This window comes from Rhodococcus sp. NS-SX18 (assembly GCF_057367935.1).
The window spans coordinates 1000066-1016279 of sequence record NZ_CM170633.1 but is presented as its reverse complement, the minus strand read 5'-3'; the positions used below and the strand labels follow the sequence as shown (position 1 = coordinate 1016279).

Genomic DNA, 16214 nt, shown 5'->3' with positions numbered 1-16214 from the left:
CTCACGTCCGTGCGGCGACGTACCGCCGCAACGCCGCGTCGCGGTCGGCCGGTGCCCGACGCGGACAGCTCGTGCACTTGTCGCTGTCGGTCGCGCAATAGATCAGGCAGCAGGAGCTGCGTCGCACGAAACGCCGTCCCGATTCCGGCGAGCCTGGCGCCGCCGTCACGGTCCCGGTCGGCCCCACGTCGACGAAACGCGGTGGCATCAGCGGCGGTACGGACAGCACGGCGGCAAGGGCGCATCCGTCCTCGGCGCGGTGGGCGGCACGCCCGGCGTCGAGAGCGCGATTGGCGATCGAGTCGGACGCGACGGCCCACAGCGCCCGCTCCGAGGCACCCGACACCCCCGCCAGCGGCGAGACGATCGCCGACAGCGCCGGCCCGAGAGCACGCGCGAAGGCCTCGGCCCCGGTCAGCAGGTGCGAGGACCGTACCGCGCCGAGGTAGCCGTCCGGCCGCAGCGTGCAGCGCCACCGGGCCGGGTCGGGGTCGGGGGCGCTGCCGGTGGCCAGGAGCATCGCGACGGGTCCGGCCACGAGTGTCGAACTGGCCGAGTACCACCAGAGCGTGCCGGCGACCCGGGGGTCGGGGCAGTTCCATCTGCGCCCGGTGTCGCGGACCCGTTCGGCCAGCCAGTGCGGATCGGTCGTGACCGCACCCGGAACGACGACGGGCCCGAGGTCGACGGTGTGCGCGAAGTCGCCGAGCAGCGCCCGGGACGCGGCGTAGGCACGCGCCACGGCGTCGGGGTGGCTGTCAGGCATCGGCCGGCCCCCGGACGTCGAGGGTGCGCCGGCCGTCGCGGTCCACACCCACCCGGCCGCGGACACCGAAGACCTCCGCGAGCAGTGCAGGTCGCAGCACGTCCTCCGGAGTTCCTTCGGCGACCACCGACCCGTGGTCCAGCACCGCCATGCGGTCGCAGTATTCGGTCGCCAGCCGCAGGTCGTGCAGCGTCACCAGGACGGCGAGCCCGTCCGAGGCGAGGCTGCGCAGTAGCTCCAGCACGGCCAGCTGGTGACGCAGGTCCAGGTGATTGGTCGGCTCGTCGAGCAGCAGCACCCGGGGTTGCTGGGCCAGGGCCCGGGCGATGGAGACGCGTTGGCGCTCTCCCCCGGACAGGGCGAGTACGTCGCGGTCGGCGAGGTGCAGCAGCCCGAGCCGGCCGAGCACGTCCTCGACGACCGCCCGGTCGTCGTCGCCGAACGGCTCGAGCCAGCCGCGTCGGGCGGTGCGTCCCAGCCGCACCGATTCGCGGACGGTCGTCCCGCCGAGCGCGACCGGTTCCTGGACGCCGACCCCGACGAGACGGGCGAGGGAGCGGCGCTTGATGTCGGTGACGTCCCGGTCGTCGACGGTGATCGCGCCGGCCCCGACCGGCACCGCGCGGTAACAGGCACGCAGCAGGGTCGTCTTGCCGCTGCCGTTGGGTCCGACGAGGGCGAGTACCCGGCCCGCCGCCACGTCGAGGTCCACCCCGTCGAGAACGATGCGTTCGCCCAGCCGGGCACGGACCCCGGTGGCGCGCAGGCGGGTCACAGGGCCCGCCCGTAGCTGCGCCACAGCATGACGAGGAAGGCGGGTGCCCCGAGCAGGCCGGTGACGACCCCCACCGGTAGTTCGGTCGAGCTGCTGACCGAGCGGGCGACGACGTCGGCCAGGACCAGCGCGAGTGCTCCGGCCACCGCCGCCACGGGGATCGACCGGACGCTGTTGCGGCCGACGAGGTGACCGGCGACGTGCGGGATCAGCAGTCCGATGAAGCCGACGGTCCCCGAGACCGCCACTGCCGCGGCGGTGAGCAGCGAGACCGCGAGCAGGATCAGGATGCGGAACCGCCGCACGTCCAGTCCCAGCGCGGTCGCCCCGTCGTCGCCGACGAGCAGCAGGTTCAGCTGGCGGCCGCACAGCAGGACGCCGCCGCCGACGACGAGCAGGACCAGTGCGGGCACGGTCAGCATCGACCAGGTCGCATCCCCGAATCCTCCTGCCAGCCAGCGCATCACGGTGCCAAGCTGATGGTCGTCGCCGAGGACCAGCAGGGTGAAGGTGGTCGCCGCGGAGAACACCATCGACATCGCCACGCCGACGAGGACGATCGCGGTGACGGCGTGGGCGCGCACACTGACCGCGACCGCACCGGCCAGCGGGACCAGGGCTCCCAGGAAGGCCGCGAACGGCAGGGTGAAGGCACCGAGTGCGCCGCCACCGACACCCAGGACCGTCACCAGCACCACCCCGAACCCGGCACCGGAGGACACGCCCAGCAGGTAGGGATCTGCGAGCGGATTGCGGGTCACCGCCTGCGCCACCACGCCGGCGATCGCGAGCGCGGCACCGACGACGGCGGCCGTCAACGCTCGGGGCAGGCGGGAGTCGACGACGATCGCTTCCCGCGCCGCGGTCCACCACGGCGTGAAGGTTCCCGGTGCGAGGCGGTGCACGACGATCGCCCACACGTCGCCGAAGGGGATGTTCACCGTGCCCAGCGACACGGCGCCCGCCAGCGCCAGCACGAGCGCGGCGAGCAGCGGCGGCAGGATCAGCCACAGTGAACGATGTGGCGCGCCCCCGGCACTCTCCCGGACCGCCGGGGCCGGCGCGTGCGGCGACGAGGGGCCGGTCAGGGTGCCGGCGGAGGTCATTGCGCGTCCGGGAACGCGGCCGGGTGCAGTCCGCGGGCGATCGTCGCGACCGAGTCGACCATGCGCGAACTCTCGAAGAAGTCGTCGAGCGGCACGACGACGAAACGGTCGTTACGCACGGCGGGCGTGGTGGCCACGATCGGCTGGTTCTTCAGATAGGCGATCTTGTCCTGCGCGCTGGTCGCGCCGTAGTCGAGTACGACGATCGCCTCGGGCGCACGCTCACCGACGATCTCCCAGCCGGTGGTGAAGTACGGCTTCGGGCCTTCGGCGGTGATGTTGTCGGCGCCGGCGTAGTCGGCGATGAGGTTGCCGATGCCCACGCCACCGACCGAGAGCGGCTCGGCTTCGCCGGAGTCGTAGAAGAAGGTGCGCACGGGTGCGACGCCGGCCTGCTCCAGCCGGGCACGTACCGCGTCGAGTTCGGTGGTGATCGACTCGGTCAGTTCCGCGGCCTGCTCCTCGGCACCGAGCAGAGCGCCGAGCTGGGCGAAGTCGTTCTCCAGCAAGGCGATATCGGAGAACCCGGCACCGCAGTACTCGGAGAACAGAAACGTGTGGATACCCGCCTGCTCGAGCGCGTCCCGACCCCGGCCGGTCTTGTCGTCGAATGCGCTGCGCATCCCGCCGACGACCAGGTCCGGTTCGAGGTCGCGGATCTGCTCGTACGTCGGGTACTCGGCGGCCAGCGACGGGATCGCCCGGAACTGCTCGGCCGTCTCGGGGAGCGGGTCGTCCTTCTCGCCGTACCCCATGCCGACGATGCGGTCCCCCACACCCATCTGGATCAGGGTTTCGGTGACGTGGTCGTTCATCGACACGATCCGCTGCGGAGGCGCGTCGTAGGTGGCGGTGCGACCGCAATTGGTGATCGAGACCGGTTCGTCGAAGGCCGCGGCGGACGGGCCGGCGCCGGTGTCGGCACCACGCGAACAGCCTGTCAGGGCCGCGGTGGCGACGGTGAGGACGGCGAGAGCCGCCGCGGCATCGCGGGCGGGACGGCGGAAGTCGACGGGCATGGGACCTCGTGCTCTGCTCAGGTGGCACGAGGCAGACTCCGGCACGGCAGCGGCCCCGGACAGAGGTCACCGACTACCCTGCTGGACTCCATCTCGTAGACCACGACGAAATACCGGAGTCGCGCACGTCCATGCAGGCGATCGGGCTCACCGTCGGGTGGACGGTCTACCGTTGCGGGTCAGCGCCGGACTCGGACCGGACTTTCCCTGCATGGGCGTCAGCAACGCTGCGGTCATTATGCATGTCGAGGATCGGCACGGATCGCAGGGCCGGTCCCGAATGCCCGGGTCCCCGGGACGGCGTCCGAGGCGCCGTCCTGTCGTCCGAGCCGGGTGCTCGAAATTCACCCCCGGTTTCACCCCGTTCGCGGGCCCTCACTCCGGCACCGCGGCAGGCTCCGATGCGTTGCACACGAGGGAGGCTGTCGGACAGGCCGCACTCTCGTGCAGCCGGAGCCGTCGCTCCCGGCCCCTCCTCGGAGGGGAACGCGCCGGAACGTCGAGTGGGGATGCGGACCGGCGGCCGGTCACCGCGCAGGGGGCGGTGGCCGGCGTCCGGGCGCGTGCAGGCCTGCTCCACGAAACCCAGAGTTCAAAATGCGGCCATCTGCCGGAGACCCACCGCCGCGACACTGGACGCACAAAGTGTCAACGACGGACGGGGAGACACTGATGTCCGAGAACTTCGCCCACCGAACCGATCCTCTCTTCGCTCTGCCGCCCGCGACGGCGCCCCACCCGATACGCCTCGACGACCCGGCCCCGGCCCGCACGATGCCCGGCCTGCGTCCGCGGCTGGGTAGCGTGCTCGGCACCGTGGTCTCCGCGGGGGCCGTCGCCACCATGGTCACCGGCTTCGTCGCGGTCGGTACCGCCGCCACCGTCTCCGGTCTGATCTCGGCGGTGCGGCTCGGTCCCTGAGCGTTCCGGGGAACTTCCTCAGTTGCCGAACTGCACGCTGTCGACGACGACGTCGGACCCGAACAGTTCGCGGGCACGGGCGAGGGCCGCGTGACGCACCTCCGGCTCCGACAGCCTGATGGGCAACGCCAGGGTCAGCAGCGCCGAACGACTGCCGGACCTGGGCTGGGTCCTGACCCGGCACACCCAGTCCACCGTTCCACCCTCCCGGCGCGACGCCAGCTCGGTACGCGCGACGTCGCGGGCCGAACACGGCAGGGCCGGATCGGTTGTGCGTTCGAGCTCGGCCACGAGGTCCTCGAGACGATCGGTGCGCCACTGACGCAGTCCGGCTACGCGCGTTTCGACGTTCATCTCGGCACCCTTCGACGCCGGACGACCGTCGGTTGCGGTCTCGGGACCACACGGATCCGAGGTCTGCGGCGTCAGCGAAAACTGACTTCTACCGAGACCATCGCGGTGGGAGCCGCCCGCGTTTCACGAGCCCGGCAGCAGACTCCGCAGCGCCGGCAGCAGTTCCCGTTCGGCCCACCGGATGAACGGTTCCTGCCGGTCACCGCCGATCTGGACGAGGGCGACCTCGGTGAACCCCGCCTCGACGAACGGCCGGACCTTGTCGACGTACTCGTCGATGTCGTCGCCGCACGGCAGTTGCGCCCCGACCTGTTCGGGCGTCACGAACTGGGTCGCGGCCGCGAACGAGGACGGTGCGGGCAGATCCGGGTTGACCTTCCAGCCGAGGCCGAACCATCGGAACTGCTCGTGTGCCCGCTGCACAGCCGCGTCCCGGTCGGTGTCGTAGGAGACGGCGATCTGCCCGACTCGTGGTTTGCCCGCTCCCCCCGCTTCGTCGAACATCCGGGTCAGGTCCGGCTCGGGTTCGGTGGCGACCATGAGGTCGGCCTTCTCCCCGGCGAGGGAGCACGACCGCGGACCGGAGACGGCGATCCCGATCGGCACCCTGTCCTCGGGCAGGTCGTACAGGTGAGCGGACTCGACGTCGAAGTAGTCGCCGCGGAAGTTCACGTTCCCCCCGTCGAACAGTGCCGAGATGATCTCCACGGCCTCGGCCAGCATCTCGTGCCGGGTGCCGACGGCGGGCCAGCCCTTGCCGACGACGTGCTCGTTGAGGTTCTCCCCCGCACCCAGTCCGAGGCGGAAGCGGCCCCCGGACAGGATCTGCATCGTCGCTGTCTTCTGCGCCACCACCGCCGGGTGGTAGCGCAGGATCGGGCAGGTCACGTAGGTCATCAGCGGGATCCGCTCGGTGGCCTGCGCCGCGGCGCCGAGGACGGACCACGCGTATCCGGAATGTCCCTGTTCCTCCAGCCACGGGTTGTAGTGGTCGCTGATCACCGAGAAATCGAAGCCGGCCTGCTCCGCCATCTGCACGTCGCGGACGAGGTGGTCGGGCCGGGACTGCTCGCAGAGCATGGTGTAGCCGAAGTCGGTCACTGTTCGTTTCCTCCCGTGGTCGGTGTCGGGCGCCGCGCCGAGGCCGGCGATCCACCGGATACCCAGCGGCCGTCTCGGTACACGACAGTCGGGGAGGAGCTACCGGGATACCGGCTGCGCATCTCGGTAGGCACGCCCGTCCCGTTGCGGCGGCCCGGCCGGGTCGCCGCAACGGGACGTCGCTCCGGGGTCAGACGAGGCAGACCACGAACAGGGGCACTCCGACGACCGGAACGAAGATCAACGGAACACAGACGACACCGAGCGGACCCAGCACCGCCGGCTGCACGAACTCGGCGACGGGGGCGGGTGCGGTGGGCACGGCCGGTGCCGCGGTCGCGGCTCCGGTACCGAGGGCGATCATGGGGGCCATGGCGGTCGCTGCTACTGCCGCACGAAACGTATTCCTGCTCATCATGTTTCTCCTTGCGCCTCGTGCCGCGACCGGTGTGCGCCGACGGCACGGAGATGGATCGGCTGTGTATCAGAATTGCCGACGAACTCGGCGGCGGCGACGGGGAAAACCCTGCATCCCGGCGACATGTCGCCACGTCCCGACGTCTCGGTGCCGGACCCCCGCTCCGCTCGATGCCACCTCGTTCGAGCCCCCTGCACACCTCCCCAGCGACGCCGAGCTCGGTGAGCGTCGTCCGGTACAGCTCCCGCGCCTCGTCGCCCGACGCGGTCTCACTCCGGCTTCACGGCCGCTGTCCCGATCCGGGATCGGATCGAACAGCGGTGTCCTGCACGGTTCCTTCTCTACTGAGGCGTTGCGGGGCTTCCGATGGAGTTCGTGATTGCTGACCTGGGACGCGGGGTAATCAGGGGTATATGCCCGCGCGCACCGACGCGTCCTACGCCCACATGCTCCGACGTCCGAGGCAGTGCGCGGCGACGACACACAGCAAGTGGGTTCGATCATGAAAATCGCGAAAACCAAAACCAGAGTCGAGGTTGCCGCTGCGGTCGGCGCCGGATACCTGCTGGGACGCACGCGCCAGTTGAAGTTGGCCGTGAAGATCGCCCGAGCGGGCGGGCGGTCCCCCAGTGGGCCTCAGGATCTGCTCGCAGAAGGAGCCGAGTTCCTCGCCTCGTCACCGGAGATCACGAAACTCGGCGACTCGGTTCGGGACGAGCTACTCGACACGGCGGCCGCCACGGTCGAGGCCACCGGCGAGCACGTCGGTTCGCTCCGCGACCGCCTCCGGTCGCGCGGCGCGAACGTCGTCGCCGGCGGCGGGCACCTGGCCGCGGGGGTGAAGAGGATCGGCCGTCGCGGGCATACTCACCCGCAGCACACTGCGGACTCCACTGTCGGCGAGGAACCGGAGCACGGAAAAGACGAGGACGAGGAAACGCCGCACCACACGAACAAGAGCGAGGACGAGAAACGACCACAGCCGTCCAGGGGCCGGGCACGTTTTGCGGCGGATCACGCCCACGCGCTGGACGATGCGTAACCAGCCACCGCCGGCCGAAACCACGCCGAAGGTGGTCGGGACTGATGGGAACAGGTGACATCCGAACTGTGGTGCCGTCAGGTACTGCCGGGCGCAAGGCCGGCCGCCCCACCTCGGAACCGCAACGACGCGCCGACAGCGGCGAGCGCGGGCCGCCTGACGCCGGAACCTGGGTGCAGGCGGGAGGGCACCTGGCGCGGCGGACCGGATCCGGGCCGGTCTCACACGCGTGCCGGCAGGGAGCCGAGGCCGCTGACGAACGCCGACAACAGCAGTTCGGGCTCGCCGACCGCGCGGATCCCTGGGTGGGCGGAGAGCAGTTCCTCGAGCATCACCCGCAACTCGGTGCGGGCGAGATGGGCACCGAGGCAGTGGTGGATGTCCCTGGCGCCGAACCCGAGATGTCTGCCGGCGTTCGGGCGGGTGATGTCGAACCGGTCCGGGTCCGTGAACACGGTGGCATCGTGGTTGGCGGACAGGTACCACATCACCACCTTCTCCCCCGCCCGGATGCGGGCGCCGCCGAGTTCGGTGTCGACGGTGGCGGTGCGGCGCATGTACGGCACCGGGGAGGCGTACCGGATCACCTCGTCGATCGCGCCGTCGATGCGGGCGGCGAATTCGGTGCGTAGCAGCCGCAGCTGGTCGGGGTGCGTGCTGAGCAGGTGCAGCGCCCATGCCAGCGCTTGCCGGGTGGTGTCGAAACCGGCGGTGAGCAGCAAGATGACGAACGAGCCGAACTCGGACGGGGTCAGGGACTGTCCGTCGACGACGGTGGTCATCAACGTCGAGGTCAGGTCCTTACCCGGCTCGGTCCTGCGCCTCTCCCCCAGATCCAGGGCGTATCCGTAGATCTGGGCCAGTCCCAGTGCACCCCCGGGCGCGGTCGCGAAGTCCTCCCCGCCCCCGAGGATCACCTCGCCCGCCAGGTCGACGATCCGCGGCCGATCCGGGTCGGGGATGCCGAGCAATTCGCAGATCACCTGCACCGGCAACCGGCCGGCGACTCGGTCGACGAAGTCGAACACCTCCCCCCGCGGCAGATCGGCGGCGATCCGGCGGGCATGCCCGCGGATACGGTCGGTGATCGAGCGGACCGAGGCCGCGGTGAACGCCGATTGCACGATCGAGCGCAGGCTCCGGTGGCGGGGATCGTCCATCGCGATCATCGACATCGCGAACTCGCGGATCTCGGCTGGGACGTCGTCGATGGTGAAACCTTGTGCCGAGGAGAACAGCTCCGGGGTACGGCTCACCGCGACCACGTCGTCGTAGCCGACCACCGACCAGAAACCCGGACCCGTGACTTCGGCGTGGAACTCGATCGCCGGCCGGGCACGCAGCGCCTCGAACAACGACAACCGCCCGGCGAAACTCCGGTCCCAGAAGGCACGAGTTCCCGGCGACATCATCTCGGACACCGACATGGGCCCCTCACTTCATGTCACAGCGCTCCCCGTTACCGCAGTGACCCTACTGCGCGCCTACCCCTCAGCCGGGCATCACGCCCGGTATCAGGGCCCACGTATCAGGGCCTACGTATCAGGGGACGCGAACGAGCGTGCCGCGGACCTCCCCGCCCCGTACCGACGGGTCTCGTTTCGGTGGAGCCGGGCGTCCGGTGCTTCCATTTCGGTTGAGAAGAGGGGTTCCGGCCCCGGCCCGGGGCTACGGTGAATCTGTGCTGCTCGGGCGGGGACCGGAATGCGCACGCATCGATCGGCTGCTTGCCGCCCTCCGGCAGGGAGCGGGTGGTGCGCTGGTCCTGAGCGGCGAAGCGGGCATCGGCAAGACCGCTCTCCTCGACTACGCCCGCGATCATTCCGGCGGACTCCGGGTGCCGGCGGTCTCGGGCGCGGAGGCCGAAACGTCCTTCCCCCTCGCGGCACTCGAACGGCTGCTGACGGTGATGCCGGCCCACGCGGCGCCGGCACCCCGGGCGCTGCGCGGCTCCGCCGAGCGTGAGATCCCCGACCCGGAGGACCGCTTCGCGGTGGGCGCCGAGTTCTTGCGGACGCTGACGGCAGCCGCCTGCAGCACGCCGCTGCTGGTGCTCGTCGACGATGCGCAGTGGCTGGACCGGCCGACTCTGGACGCCGTCGTCTTCGTCGCTCGGCGGCTGCGCACCGAGCGGATCGGGATACTTGTCGCCACCCGCGAACCGCGGGGTCCGGCCGGCCTCGAGACGTCGGTGGTGCGAGGACTCGACGACGTCGCGGCCGGGCAGCTGCTGGCCGCGGTCCTGGGGCGGCGGCTCCCGGACGACGTGGTGTCGGCGGCGGCCGCGCAGGTGGGCGGCAACCCGTCGGCACTCGTGGAACTGGCCGGCACTCTTTCGGCCGACGAACTCGCCGGAACCCGGCCACTGCGCCTCCCGGTCCGCGCCGGAACCGCCGCGACCGGCATCTTCGGCACCCGTATCGCCGCGCTGGACGGTGCGACGCGCCACGCCCTCCAGGTCGCGGCCGTGGCCGCCGACGACGGGTTGCCGGTGGTGTCCGCCGTCCTGACCGACCTGGGGATCGACCGTCGTGCCCTGGCGGCACTCGAGGACGCCGGGCTGGCCTCGTTCGGGGGCGGCCGGTTGTCCTTTCCCCATCCGCTGATCCGGAGCGCCGCGGTCTGCGATCTGTCCCCGACACGACGGCGAGCGCTGCACCGCGCGGTGGCCGACCGGCTCACCGATCCGGCTCGGCAGGATCGTCGTGCGTGGCACCTGACCGAGGCCACCCTCGCCCCGGACGAGGACACCGCCCGGGAACTCGAACAGTCCGCGCGGCTGACGTCGGAACGCCGCGGATGCGCAGCCGTCGCGGTCGTCATGGAACAGGCCGCCGCGTTCTCCGCCGACGAGCCGGGCACGGCCCGGCGCCTGTGCGCCGCAGCCGACGCGGCCCGGCGCGCGGGTCGCAGCACGACGGCGCTGCGACTGCTGGACCGATCCGAGGATCACACCACCGATCCGGAGCTGCGTGCCGTGGGCGCGAGCATCCGTGGACGGGTCGAACTGCACACGGGCGCAGCGTGTGTCGCACGCCGACTATGGGAGACGAGTGCCGCCGACCTCGGTCCGGCGCGCGGTGCGCACCTGCTGGCCCTGGCGGCGGAGGGAGCGCTCGTCTGCGGCGAGCCGGAAGGGGCGCTGCGGCTCGCCCGCCGGGCGATCCGAGCCGCGCCACCCCGGGACACGGACACGGCACTGCTCGGCACGTTCGTGATCGGCAGCGCGCTGTCGATGTCCGGCAACACCTCCGACGGGGTGCGCTGGCTGCAGGATGCCGAGGCGCTGGCGCGGTCGGGTGCCGACGCCGACGTCGAATGGGTTCTGCTGGCGGAGCTGGGCGCCGTGGCCTGGCACGGGGAGGACGGCGACCCGCGGCGGGTGCTCGAGCCGCTGGTGCACCGGCTCCGAGCCGAAGGCGCCTGGGGTCAGTTGCCCCTGGCCCTGTACGTCACGGCGCTGACCGACAGTCGCCTCGGACGTCTGCACTCCGGTCGTCGCGCGGCCACCGAGGCCGTCGAACTGGCCGCCCGAACGGGTGAGCTGCTCGTGCTGTGCGCGGCCCTCGGATGCCTGGCGGAACTCGAGGCGCAGCTCGGTGACGAACAGGCCTGCCGGACGCACGCCGCCCAGTCGTTGCGGATCCGCGAGCGGATCGGCCCGGGCGAGATGCACCGCGACGCCCTGGATGCGCTCGGGCTGCTGGAACTGAGCCTGAATCGGCCCGACCGCGCCCTCTCTCTTCTGCAGGAGGCGAACCGTCGGCCCTTTGGCGGCGCGGACGACCTCCTTCTCACCCGGGCGTCGTCCGCCGACCTGATCGAAGCGTACGTCCGGACGGGACGAGAGATCCCGGACGCGGTCCGCGAACAGCTGCGCCTGCTCCCGGACCTCGGACTGCCCGACGCGCTCGGGGCTCTCGTCTGCCGGGCGCGGGCCCTGATCGGCGACGACGCGGAATGCAATGCGTGGTTCACCCGGGCCCTGCACCTGCACGCACGCTCACCCTCCCCGTTCGACACCGCCCGGACCGCCCTGTGCTTCGGCGAGCGGTTGCGCCGCGCCGGGCGTCGGCGCGATGCACGCGAACACCTGGAGGCGGCATTCGTCGCGTTCCGGCACATCGGTGCCCGTACGTGGGCCGCGCAGGCCGCGACGGAACTCGGCGCCGTCGGCCGGCCGGTCGACGGGTCCGCACCCGCTGCCGGGCACCGGCTCACCCCGCAGGAACTGCAGGTGGCCCGGCTCGCCGCGCACGGCGGCACCAACCGGGAGATCGCCGAGGAGCTCTTCCTCAGCGTCAAGACCATCGAAATGCATCTGGGACGGCTGTACCGAAAACTCGGTGTCCGCTCCCGCACCCAGCTGGCGAACTACCTGCACGACAACGTCCTCGCCTGAGCACGCCCCCGTTCCCCCGATGAGTTCGTCCGGCCCGCGGAGTCTCAACTCTCGCAGCACGAATTCGACGATCACCTTGCCCCACCGACTGAAAGGGAACCGACTGTGAACCTGCAATCCGGGGTAGCGCCGACGTACGGCGGCTTGGCCGACCTGCTCGCCTCCGTCCCCGCGGAGACCTGGGACGCACCCTCGCTCTGCGAGAAGTGGCAGGTTCGCCACGTGGTCGCCCACGTGACCATGCCGGCACGGCTCACACCCGGGCAGTTCGGAGCCGAGATGGCGGCGGCGGGCGGCGACTTCACCGTGCTGTCGGACACCGTGGCCGCCCGCGACGCCGTCCTGCCGGTCTCCGAGCACCTGGCCCAACTCCGGTCACCGCTGCTGCACTCGTGGCAGCCGCCGGGCGGCGGGGCGGCCGGTGCACTCAGCCACGCAGTGATCCACTCCCTCGACGTCACGGTCGCGCTCGATCGGCCGACGGTGGCGCCGACCGAGGCCGTGGTAGCCGTCCTCGACCAGCTCACCGCCGCGAACGGCGCGCTGTTCGGTGTCGACCTGACCGAGGTCCGGCTCGAAGCCGACAACACCGACTGGGCCTGGGGCAGTGGCGAGGTGGTGCGGGCCGACAGCGGACGCCTGGTGGCGCTGCTGAGCGGCCGAACCCTGCCCGACGGCCGCACCTTACGTCGTGGCTGAACGACCGGCCGACGCGACAGCACCCTCGCCACCGCCTGGTGTGACGGAGCAACGGCACCGGATCGGATGCCGGGTTCGACCCCGTCCGGTCCGCGGGGCGGGCACACTCACTGCATGGACCGTTCGGCCACCCGACGACGAACGACGCCGACCGGACGGGGATCGCCGCATCGCAGGCGTCTTCGGCCCGGGGCTCACCGATGACCGAAGCGTCACCCACGCCGGAGGGCCGTCATCCCGGATTCGACGACCTCGATATCGGCGATCTCGCTCGCCGGACCGGCGTCAAGTGGGCACGCGCCGTCCGCGCCGGCGCCCTCCCGGCCTGGGTGGCCGACATGGACTTCCCGATCGCCCCCGTGATCGGGAACGCGCTGTGCGACGCGGCCCGGTCGGGCGAACTCGGCTACCCCGACTGGGCCGGCGGCACCCCGCTCCGCGCGGAGTTCGCCCGGCGGATGCAGTCCCGGTACGGATGGACCGTCGACCCCGCCGACGTACGGGAGCAGACCGATCTCATCCAGGCACTGCAGTTGATCCTGCACCTGCACACCGAGCGTGGCGACGGCGTCGTCATCCAGACCCCGAACTACCCGCCTTTCCTGGCCACGATCGCGACAATGGGCCGCAGGACCGTCGAATTCCCGTTCGTCGACACCCAGGAGGGGTGGCGGCTCGACTTCGACACGCTCAGGGCCTCGCTCGTCGCCGAGCGCCCGAAAGTGCTCGTCCTGGTCGACCCTCACAACCCGACCGGACGCGTCCACACCCGTCCCGAACTCACCCGCATCGCCGAACTTGCCGCCGAGTTCGACCTGCTCGTGGTCAGCGACGAGATCCATGCGGAGCTGATCTACGCGCCCCACCGGCATATCCCGTTCGCGTCGATCAGTCCGGACGCGGGGACTCGAACGATCACCCTCACCTCGGCCGGCAAGGCATTCAACATCGCCGGACTGCGCTGTGCCGTCGCGCACTACGGGTCGAAGCAACTGCTCGCCGTGCGGGACCGAGAACCGCCCGACCTGTACGGCACCGTCTCGACCCCTGCGGTGCTCGGCACCCTGGCCGCATGGCGACACGGCCAGGACTGGCAGGACACCCTGCTCCGGGTGCTCGACCGCAACCGCCGGCGGGTCGACGCCGCGCTGCGCGAGCACCTGCCGGAAGCCCGCCACCATCGGCCGGAGGGCACCTACCTCACCTGGGTCGATGTCTCGGCTGCGGCCGTCGACGATCCGGTCCGCCGGATCCGGGACCTCGGCCGGGTGCTGGTCGACGGCGGCAGACCCTTCGGACCTTCGGCAGAAGCGTTCGTGCGCATCAACTTCGCCACGTCGGCGGCCGTCCTCGAGCACATCCTCGACGGCATCTCGGCAGCGATGCACGGGCGGCGAGCCGACTCACCGCTGACCGGCCTCCTCGGCACCTGAGCAGTCGTGTGGCACCTCCCGTTCGAGTTCGTCGAGCCAGATGCGCGCGGACGCGTCCGAGGGCGCGCGCCAGTCCCCGCGCGGTGAGAGCGAGCCACCGGCAGCAACTTTCGGTCCGTTCGGCATCGCGGACCGTTTGAACTGACTGAAGGCGAAGAACCGCTGGACGAACACGCCGAGCCACCGCCGGATCTCGGGCAGGTCGTACGCGCGGCGGGCATGCGCGGGATGGCCGGACGGCCAGTCCCCGGCACCGGTCTCGTGCCAGGCCTGCCACGCCAGATAGGCGATCTTCGACGGCCGGAACCCGAAACGCAGCACCTGGAACAGGAAGAAGTCGTGCAGGTCGTACGGACCGATCGTGACCTGGGTGCTCTGCGGTGTCTCCCCCTCCCCGACCGGGACCAGTTCGGGACTGATCTCGGTGCCCAGGACGGCCTCGAGAACGGCGCCGACCGCATTGCCGGCCGGCTCGCCGTCGTCGAACTGTCCGGAGGAGACGACCCAGCGGATCAGATGCTGGACGAGGGTCTTCGGCACCCCGGCGTTGACGTTGTAGTGCGACATCTGGTCCCCGACGCCGTACGTCGACCAGCCCAGCGCGATCTCCGACAGGTCCCCCGTCCCGAGCACCAGTCCACCGCGCTGGTTCGCGGCCCGGAACAGATAGTCGGTGCGCAGCCCGGCCTGGATGTTCTCGAACGTGATGTCGTAGACCTGCTCCCCGCGCGCGAACGGGTGCCCCAGGTCCTCGAGCATCACGTGTGCGGCACGGGTGATGTCGATTTCCTCGAGCGTCACCCCGAGCGCGTGGCACAGCCTGCGCGCGTTCTCCCGGGTCCGGTCGCTCGTCGCGAACCCCGGGAGGGTGAAGGCGAGCACATCCTCGCGCGGACGGCCGAGCCGGTCCATCGCCTTGACAGCGACGATGAGCGCGTGCGTGGAATCGAGTCCGCCGGACACGCCGATCACGACCTTCGGGCCGCCGGACTTCGGACCACTCAACGCGCGCAGGCGCTGCTCGAGCCCCGCGACCTGGATGTTGTAGGCCTCGTAGCAATCGTGCTCGAGGCGAGCCGGATCGGACGGCACGAAGGGGTAGCGCTCGACCCGGCGTCGCAGCCCGATGTCGGTGAGTGGAGGCGCGAGGGTGAACGCGATGCGGCGGAACGCGTCGAGCCGGTCCGCGTGGCGACGCCGGTTGTCGTCGAAGGTGCCCATGCGGGTGCGCTCGTTGCGCAGCAGTTCGAGATCGACGTCGGCCACCGCGTGCCGTTCGGCGCGCGGGAACCGCTCGGTCTCGGCGAGCAGCATCCCGTTCTCGTACACCATTGCCTGCCCGTCCCAGGACAGGTCGGTGGTGGACTCCCCCGCTCCCGCCGCGCAGTACACGTAGGCGGCCAGGCAGCGCGACGACGCCGAACGAGCCAGCAGATGCCGGTCCTCGGCGCGGCCGACGGTGATCGGGCTGCCCGACAGGTTCGCCAGCACCGTGGCGCCGGCCAGGGCGGCCTCCGCGCCGGGTGGGATCGGAACCCACATGTCCTCGCAGATCTCCACGTGCAGCACCAGACCGGGAACATCGGTGGCTTCGAACAGCAGGTCGGGACCGAAGGGGACCTCGTGACCGGCGATCCGGACCGTGCCGCGCACGTCGTCGCCCGGCGCGATCTGCCGGCGCTCGTAGAACTCCCGATACGTCGGCAGATACGACTTGGGGGCGACCCCCAGGATCCGCCCGCGGTGCACGACCGCCGCCACGTTGTAGATCCGGTGCCGGTGCCGCAACGGCAGGCCCACCAGCAGGACGGGCAGCAGGCCCGCCGACCCGGCGACGATCTCCGCCAGTGCCCGCTCGGCCGCCTCCAGCACCGTGTCCTGCATCGACAGGTCCTCGACCGAGTACCCGGTCAGGGTCAGTTCGGGAAACACGGCGAGCCCGACCCCGTCGTCGTGGCAGACCCGGGCGGCCCGAAGCACCGTCGCCGCGTTCGCCGCCGGGTCGACGATCGCCGTCGGCGTCGCGCAGGCCGCGACCCGCAGGAAGCCGTGGCGGTAGCTGGACCGGAACTCGGCTCCCGCCTCGGTGTCGGGGACGTCCCGAGTGCCGGCTTCCTCGGTCATCGCACAGCCTCCTTCTCCGTCGCTCGCGTCCGCGGCGCCCGGATCGCGTGATCG

General features: G+C 71.2%; 14 protein-coding genes. 5 read left to right on the top strand and 9 right to left on the bottom strand.

Translation table 11 applies throughout. From position 1 onward, the window contains the following. Nucleotide 1 precedes the first annotated feature (1 nt). The 4 genes from AC2IPW_RS04660 to AC2IPW_RS04645 are packed head-to-tail and all read right to left on the bottom strand — an operon-like array spanning nt 2 to nt 3666. Entirely contained in the window at nt 2-832 is an 831-nt protein-coding gene (locus AC2IPW_RS04660) for a hypothetical protein (protein WP_003936712.1), read from the bottom strand. Further along, nucleotides 759-1541, bottom strand: coding sequence for an ABC transporter ATP-binding protein (locus AC2IPW_RS04655; protein WP_003936713.1), 783 nt, complete (start codon nt 1539-1541; stop codon nt 759-761). The genes AC2IPW_RS04660 and AC2IPW_RS04655 overlap by 74 nt, the downstream gene beginning before the upstream one ends. Further along, nucleotides 1538-2647 (bottom strand): FecCD family ABC transporter permease, encoded by a 1110-nt coding sequence (locus AC2IPW_RS04650; RefSeq protein WP_003936714.1) that lies wholly within the window; start codon nt 2645-2647, stop codon nt 1538-1540. Before AC2IPW_RS04650 ends, AC2IPW_RS04655 begins: the two co-directional genes overlap by 4 nt. Next, complete coding sequence (locus tag AC2IPW_RS04645) at nt 2644-3666, bottom strand: ABC transporter substrate-binding protein (protein WP_486376393.1); 1023 nt, start codon at nt 3664-3666, stop codon at nt 2644-2646. Before AC2IPW_RS04645 ends, AC2IPW_RS04650 begins: the two co-directional genes overlap by 4 nt. A 672-nt stretch (nt 3667-4338) precedes the next feature. Between AC2IPW_RS04645 and AC2IPW_RS04640 the strand changes: the two genes are divergently transcribed. Further along, nucleotides 4339-4587, top strand: a complete 249-nt coding sequence (locus AC2IPW_RS04640) for a hypothetical protein (protein WP_289380684.1) — start codon at nt 4339-4341, stop codon at nt 4585-4587. Nucleotides 4588-4605: 18 nt separating this feature from the next. On the opposite strand, the gene AC2IPW_RS04635 is transcribed toward AC2IPW_RS04640, so the two are convergent. The 3 genes from AC2IPW_RS04635 to AC2IPW_RS04625 all read right to left on the bottom strand — a co-directional run bounded on the left by AC2IPW_RS04635 (nt 4606) and on the right by AC2IPW_RS04625 (nt 6460). Continuing rightward, nucleotides 4606-4941, bottom strand: coding sequence for a hypothetical protein (locus AC2IPW_RS04635; protein ID WP_003936717.1), 336 nt, complete (start codon nt 4939-4941; stop codon nt 4606-4608). Nucleotides 4942-5064: 123 nt separating this feature from the next. Beyond that, complete coding sequence (locus AC2IPW_RS04630; RefSeq protein WP_486376392.1) at nt 5065-6042, bottom strand: LLM class F420-dependent oxidoreductase; 978 nt, start codon at nt 6040-6042, stop codon at nt 5065-5067. A gap of 190 nt (nt 6043-6232) precedes the next feature. Next, nucleotides 6233-6460, bottom strand: a complete 228-nt coding sequence (locus tag AC2IPW_RS04625; RefSeq protein ID WP_152975314.1) for a hypothetical protein — start codon at nt 6458-6460, stop codon at nt 6233-6235. A 490-nt stretch (nt 6461-6950) separates the two neighbouring features. On the opposite strand from AC2IPW_RS04625, the gene AC2IPW_RS04620 reads away from it, so the two are divergent. Then, on the top strand, nt 6951-7502 hold the full coding sequence (locus AC2IPW_RS04620; RefSeq protein WP_289380683.1) for a hypothetical protein: 552 nt from the start codon (nt 6951-6953) through the stop codon (nt 7500-7502). Between the two features lie 221 nt (nt 7503-7723). Here the strand turns inward: AC2IPW_RS04620 and AC2IPW_RS04615 are convergent, their stop codons facing one another. Further along, a complete protein-coding gene (locus AC2IPW_RS04615) occupies nt 7724-8929 on the bottom strand; it encodes a cytochrome P450 (protein ID WP_486376391.1) in 1206 nt (401 codons plus the stop codon). 254 nt (nt 8930-9183) lie between these two features. Here AC2IPW_RS04615 and AC2IPW_RS04610 point away from each other — a divergent pair, with 254 nt between their 5' ends. The 3 genes from AC2IPW_RS04610 (at nt 9184) to AC2IPW_RS04600 (ending at nt 14036) form a co-directional block, all read left to right on the top strand. After that, entirely contained in the window at nt 9184-11904 is a 2721-nt protein-coding gene (locus AC2IPW_RS04610; RefSeq protein WP_416062770.1) for a LuxR C-terminal-related transcriptional regulator, read from the top strand. Between the two features lie 105 nt (nt 11905-12009). Continuing rightward, nucleotides 12010-12603, top strand: coding sequence for a maleylpyruvate isomerase family mycothiol-dependent enzyme (locus AC2IPW_RS04605; protein ID WP_416062769.1), 594 nt, complete (start codon nt 12010-12012; stop codon nt 12601-12603). 200 nt (nt 12604-12803) lie between these two features. Beyond that, nucleotides 12804-14036, top strand: a complete 1233-nt coding sequence (locus AC2IPW_RS04600) for a MalY/PatB family protein (protein ID WP_486376390.1) — start codon at nt 12804-12806, stop codon at nt 14034-14036. Here the strand turns inward: AC2IPW_RS04600 and AC2IPW_RS04595 are convergent. Then, complete coding sequence (locus AC2IPW_RS04595; RefSeq protein WP_416062767.1) at nt 14007-16160, bottom strand: NAD(+) synthase; 2154 nt, start codon at nt 16158-16160, stop codon at nt 14007-14009. The two genes, AC2IPW_RS04600 and AC2IPW_RS04595, sit on opposite strands and share 30 nt — an antisense overlap. Nucleotides 16161-16214 lie beyond the last annotated feature (54 nt).

Bases quoted from the DNA above. Each gene is read 5' to 3' on its own strand.
- AC2IPW_RS04650 (WP_003936714.1), bottom strand. From the start codon at position 2,647: ATGACCTCCGCCGGCACCCTGACCGGCCCCTCGTCGCCGCACGCGCCG.
- AC2IPW_RS04645 (WP_486376393.1), bottom strand. From the start codon at position 3,666: ATGCCCGTCGACTTCCGCCGTCCCGCCCGCGATGCCGCGGCGGCTCTC.
- AC2IPW_RS04640 (WP_289380684.1), top strand. From the start codon at position 4,339: ATGTCCGAGAACTTCGCCCACCGAACCGATCCTCTCTTCGCTCTGCCG.
- AC2IPW_RS04635 (WP_003936717.1), bottom strand. From the start codon at position 4,941: ATGAACGTCGAAACGCGCGTAGCCGGACTGCGTCAGTGGCGCACCGAT.
- AC2IPW_RS04625 (WP_152975314.1), bottom strand. From the start codon at position 6,460: ATGATGAGCAGGAATACGTTTCGTGCGGCAGTAGCAGCGACCGCCATG.
- AC2IPW_RS04615 (WP_486376391.1), bottom strand. From the start codon at position 8,929: ATGTCGGTGTCCGAGATGATGTCGCCGGGAACTCGTGCCTTCTGGGAC.
- AC2IPW_RS04600 (WP_486376390.1), top strand. From the start codon at position 12,804: ATGACCGAAGCGTCACCCACGCCGGAGGGCCGTCATCCCGGATTCGAC.
- AC2IPW_RS04595 (WP_416062767.1), bottom strand. From the start codon at position 16,160: ATGACCGAGGAAGCCGGCACTCGGGACGTCCCCGACACCGAGGCGGGA.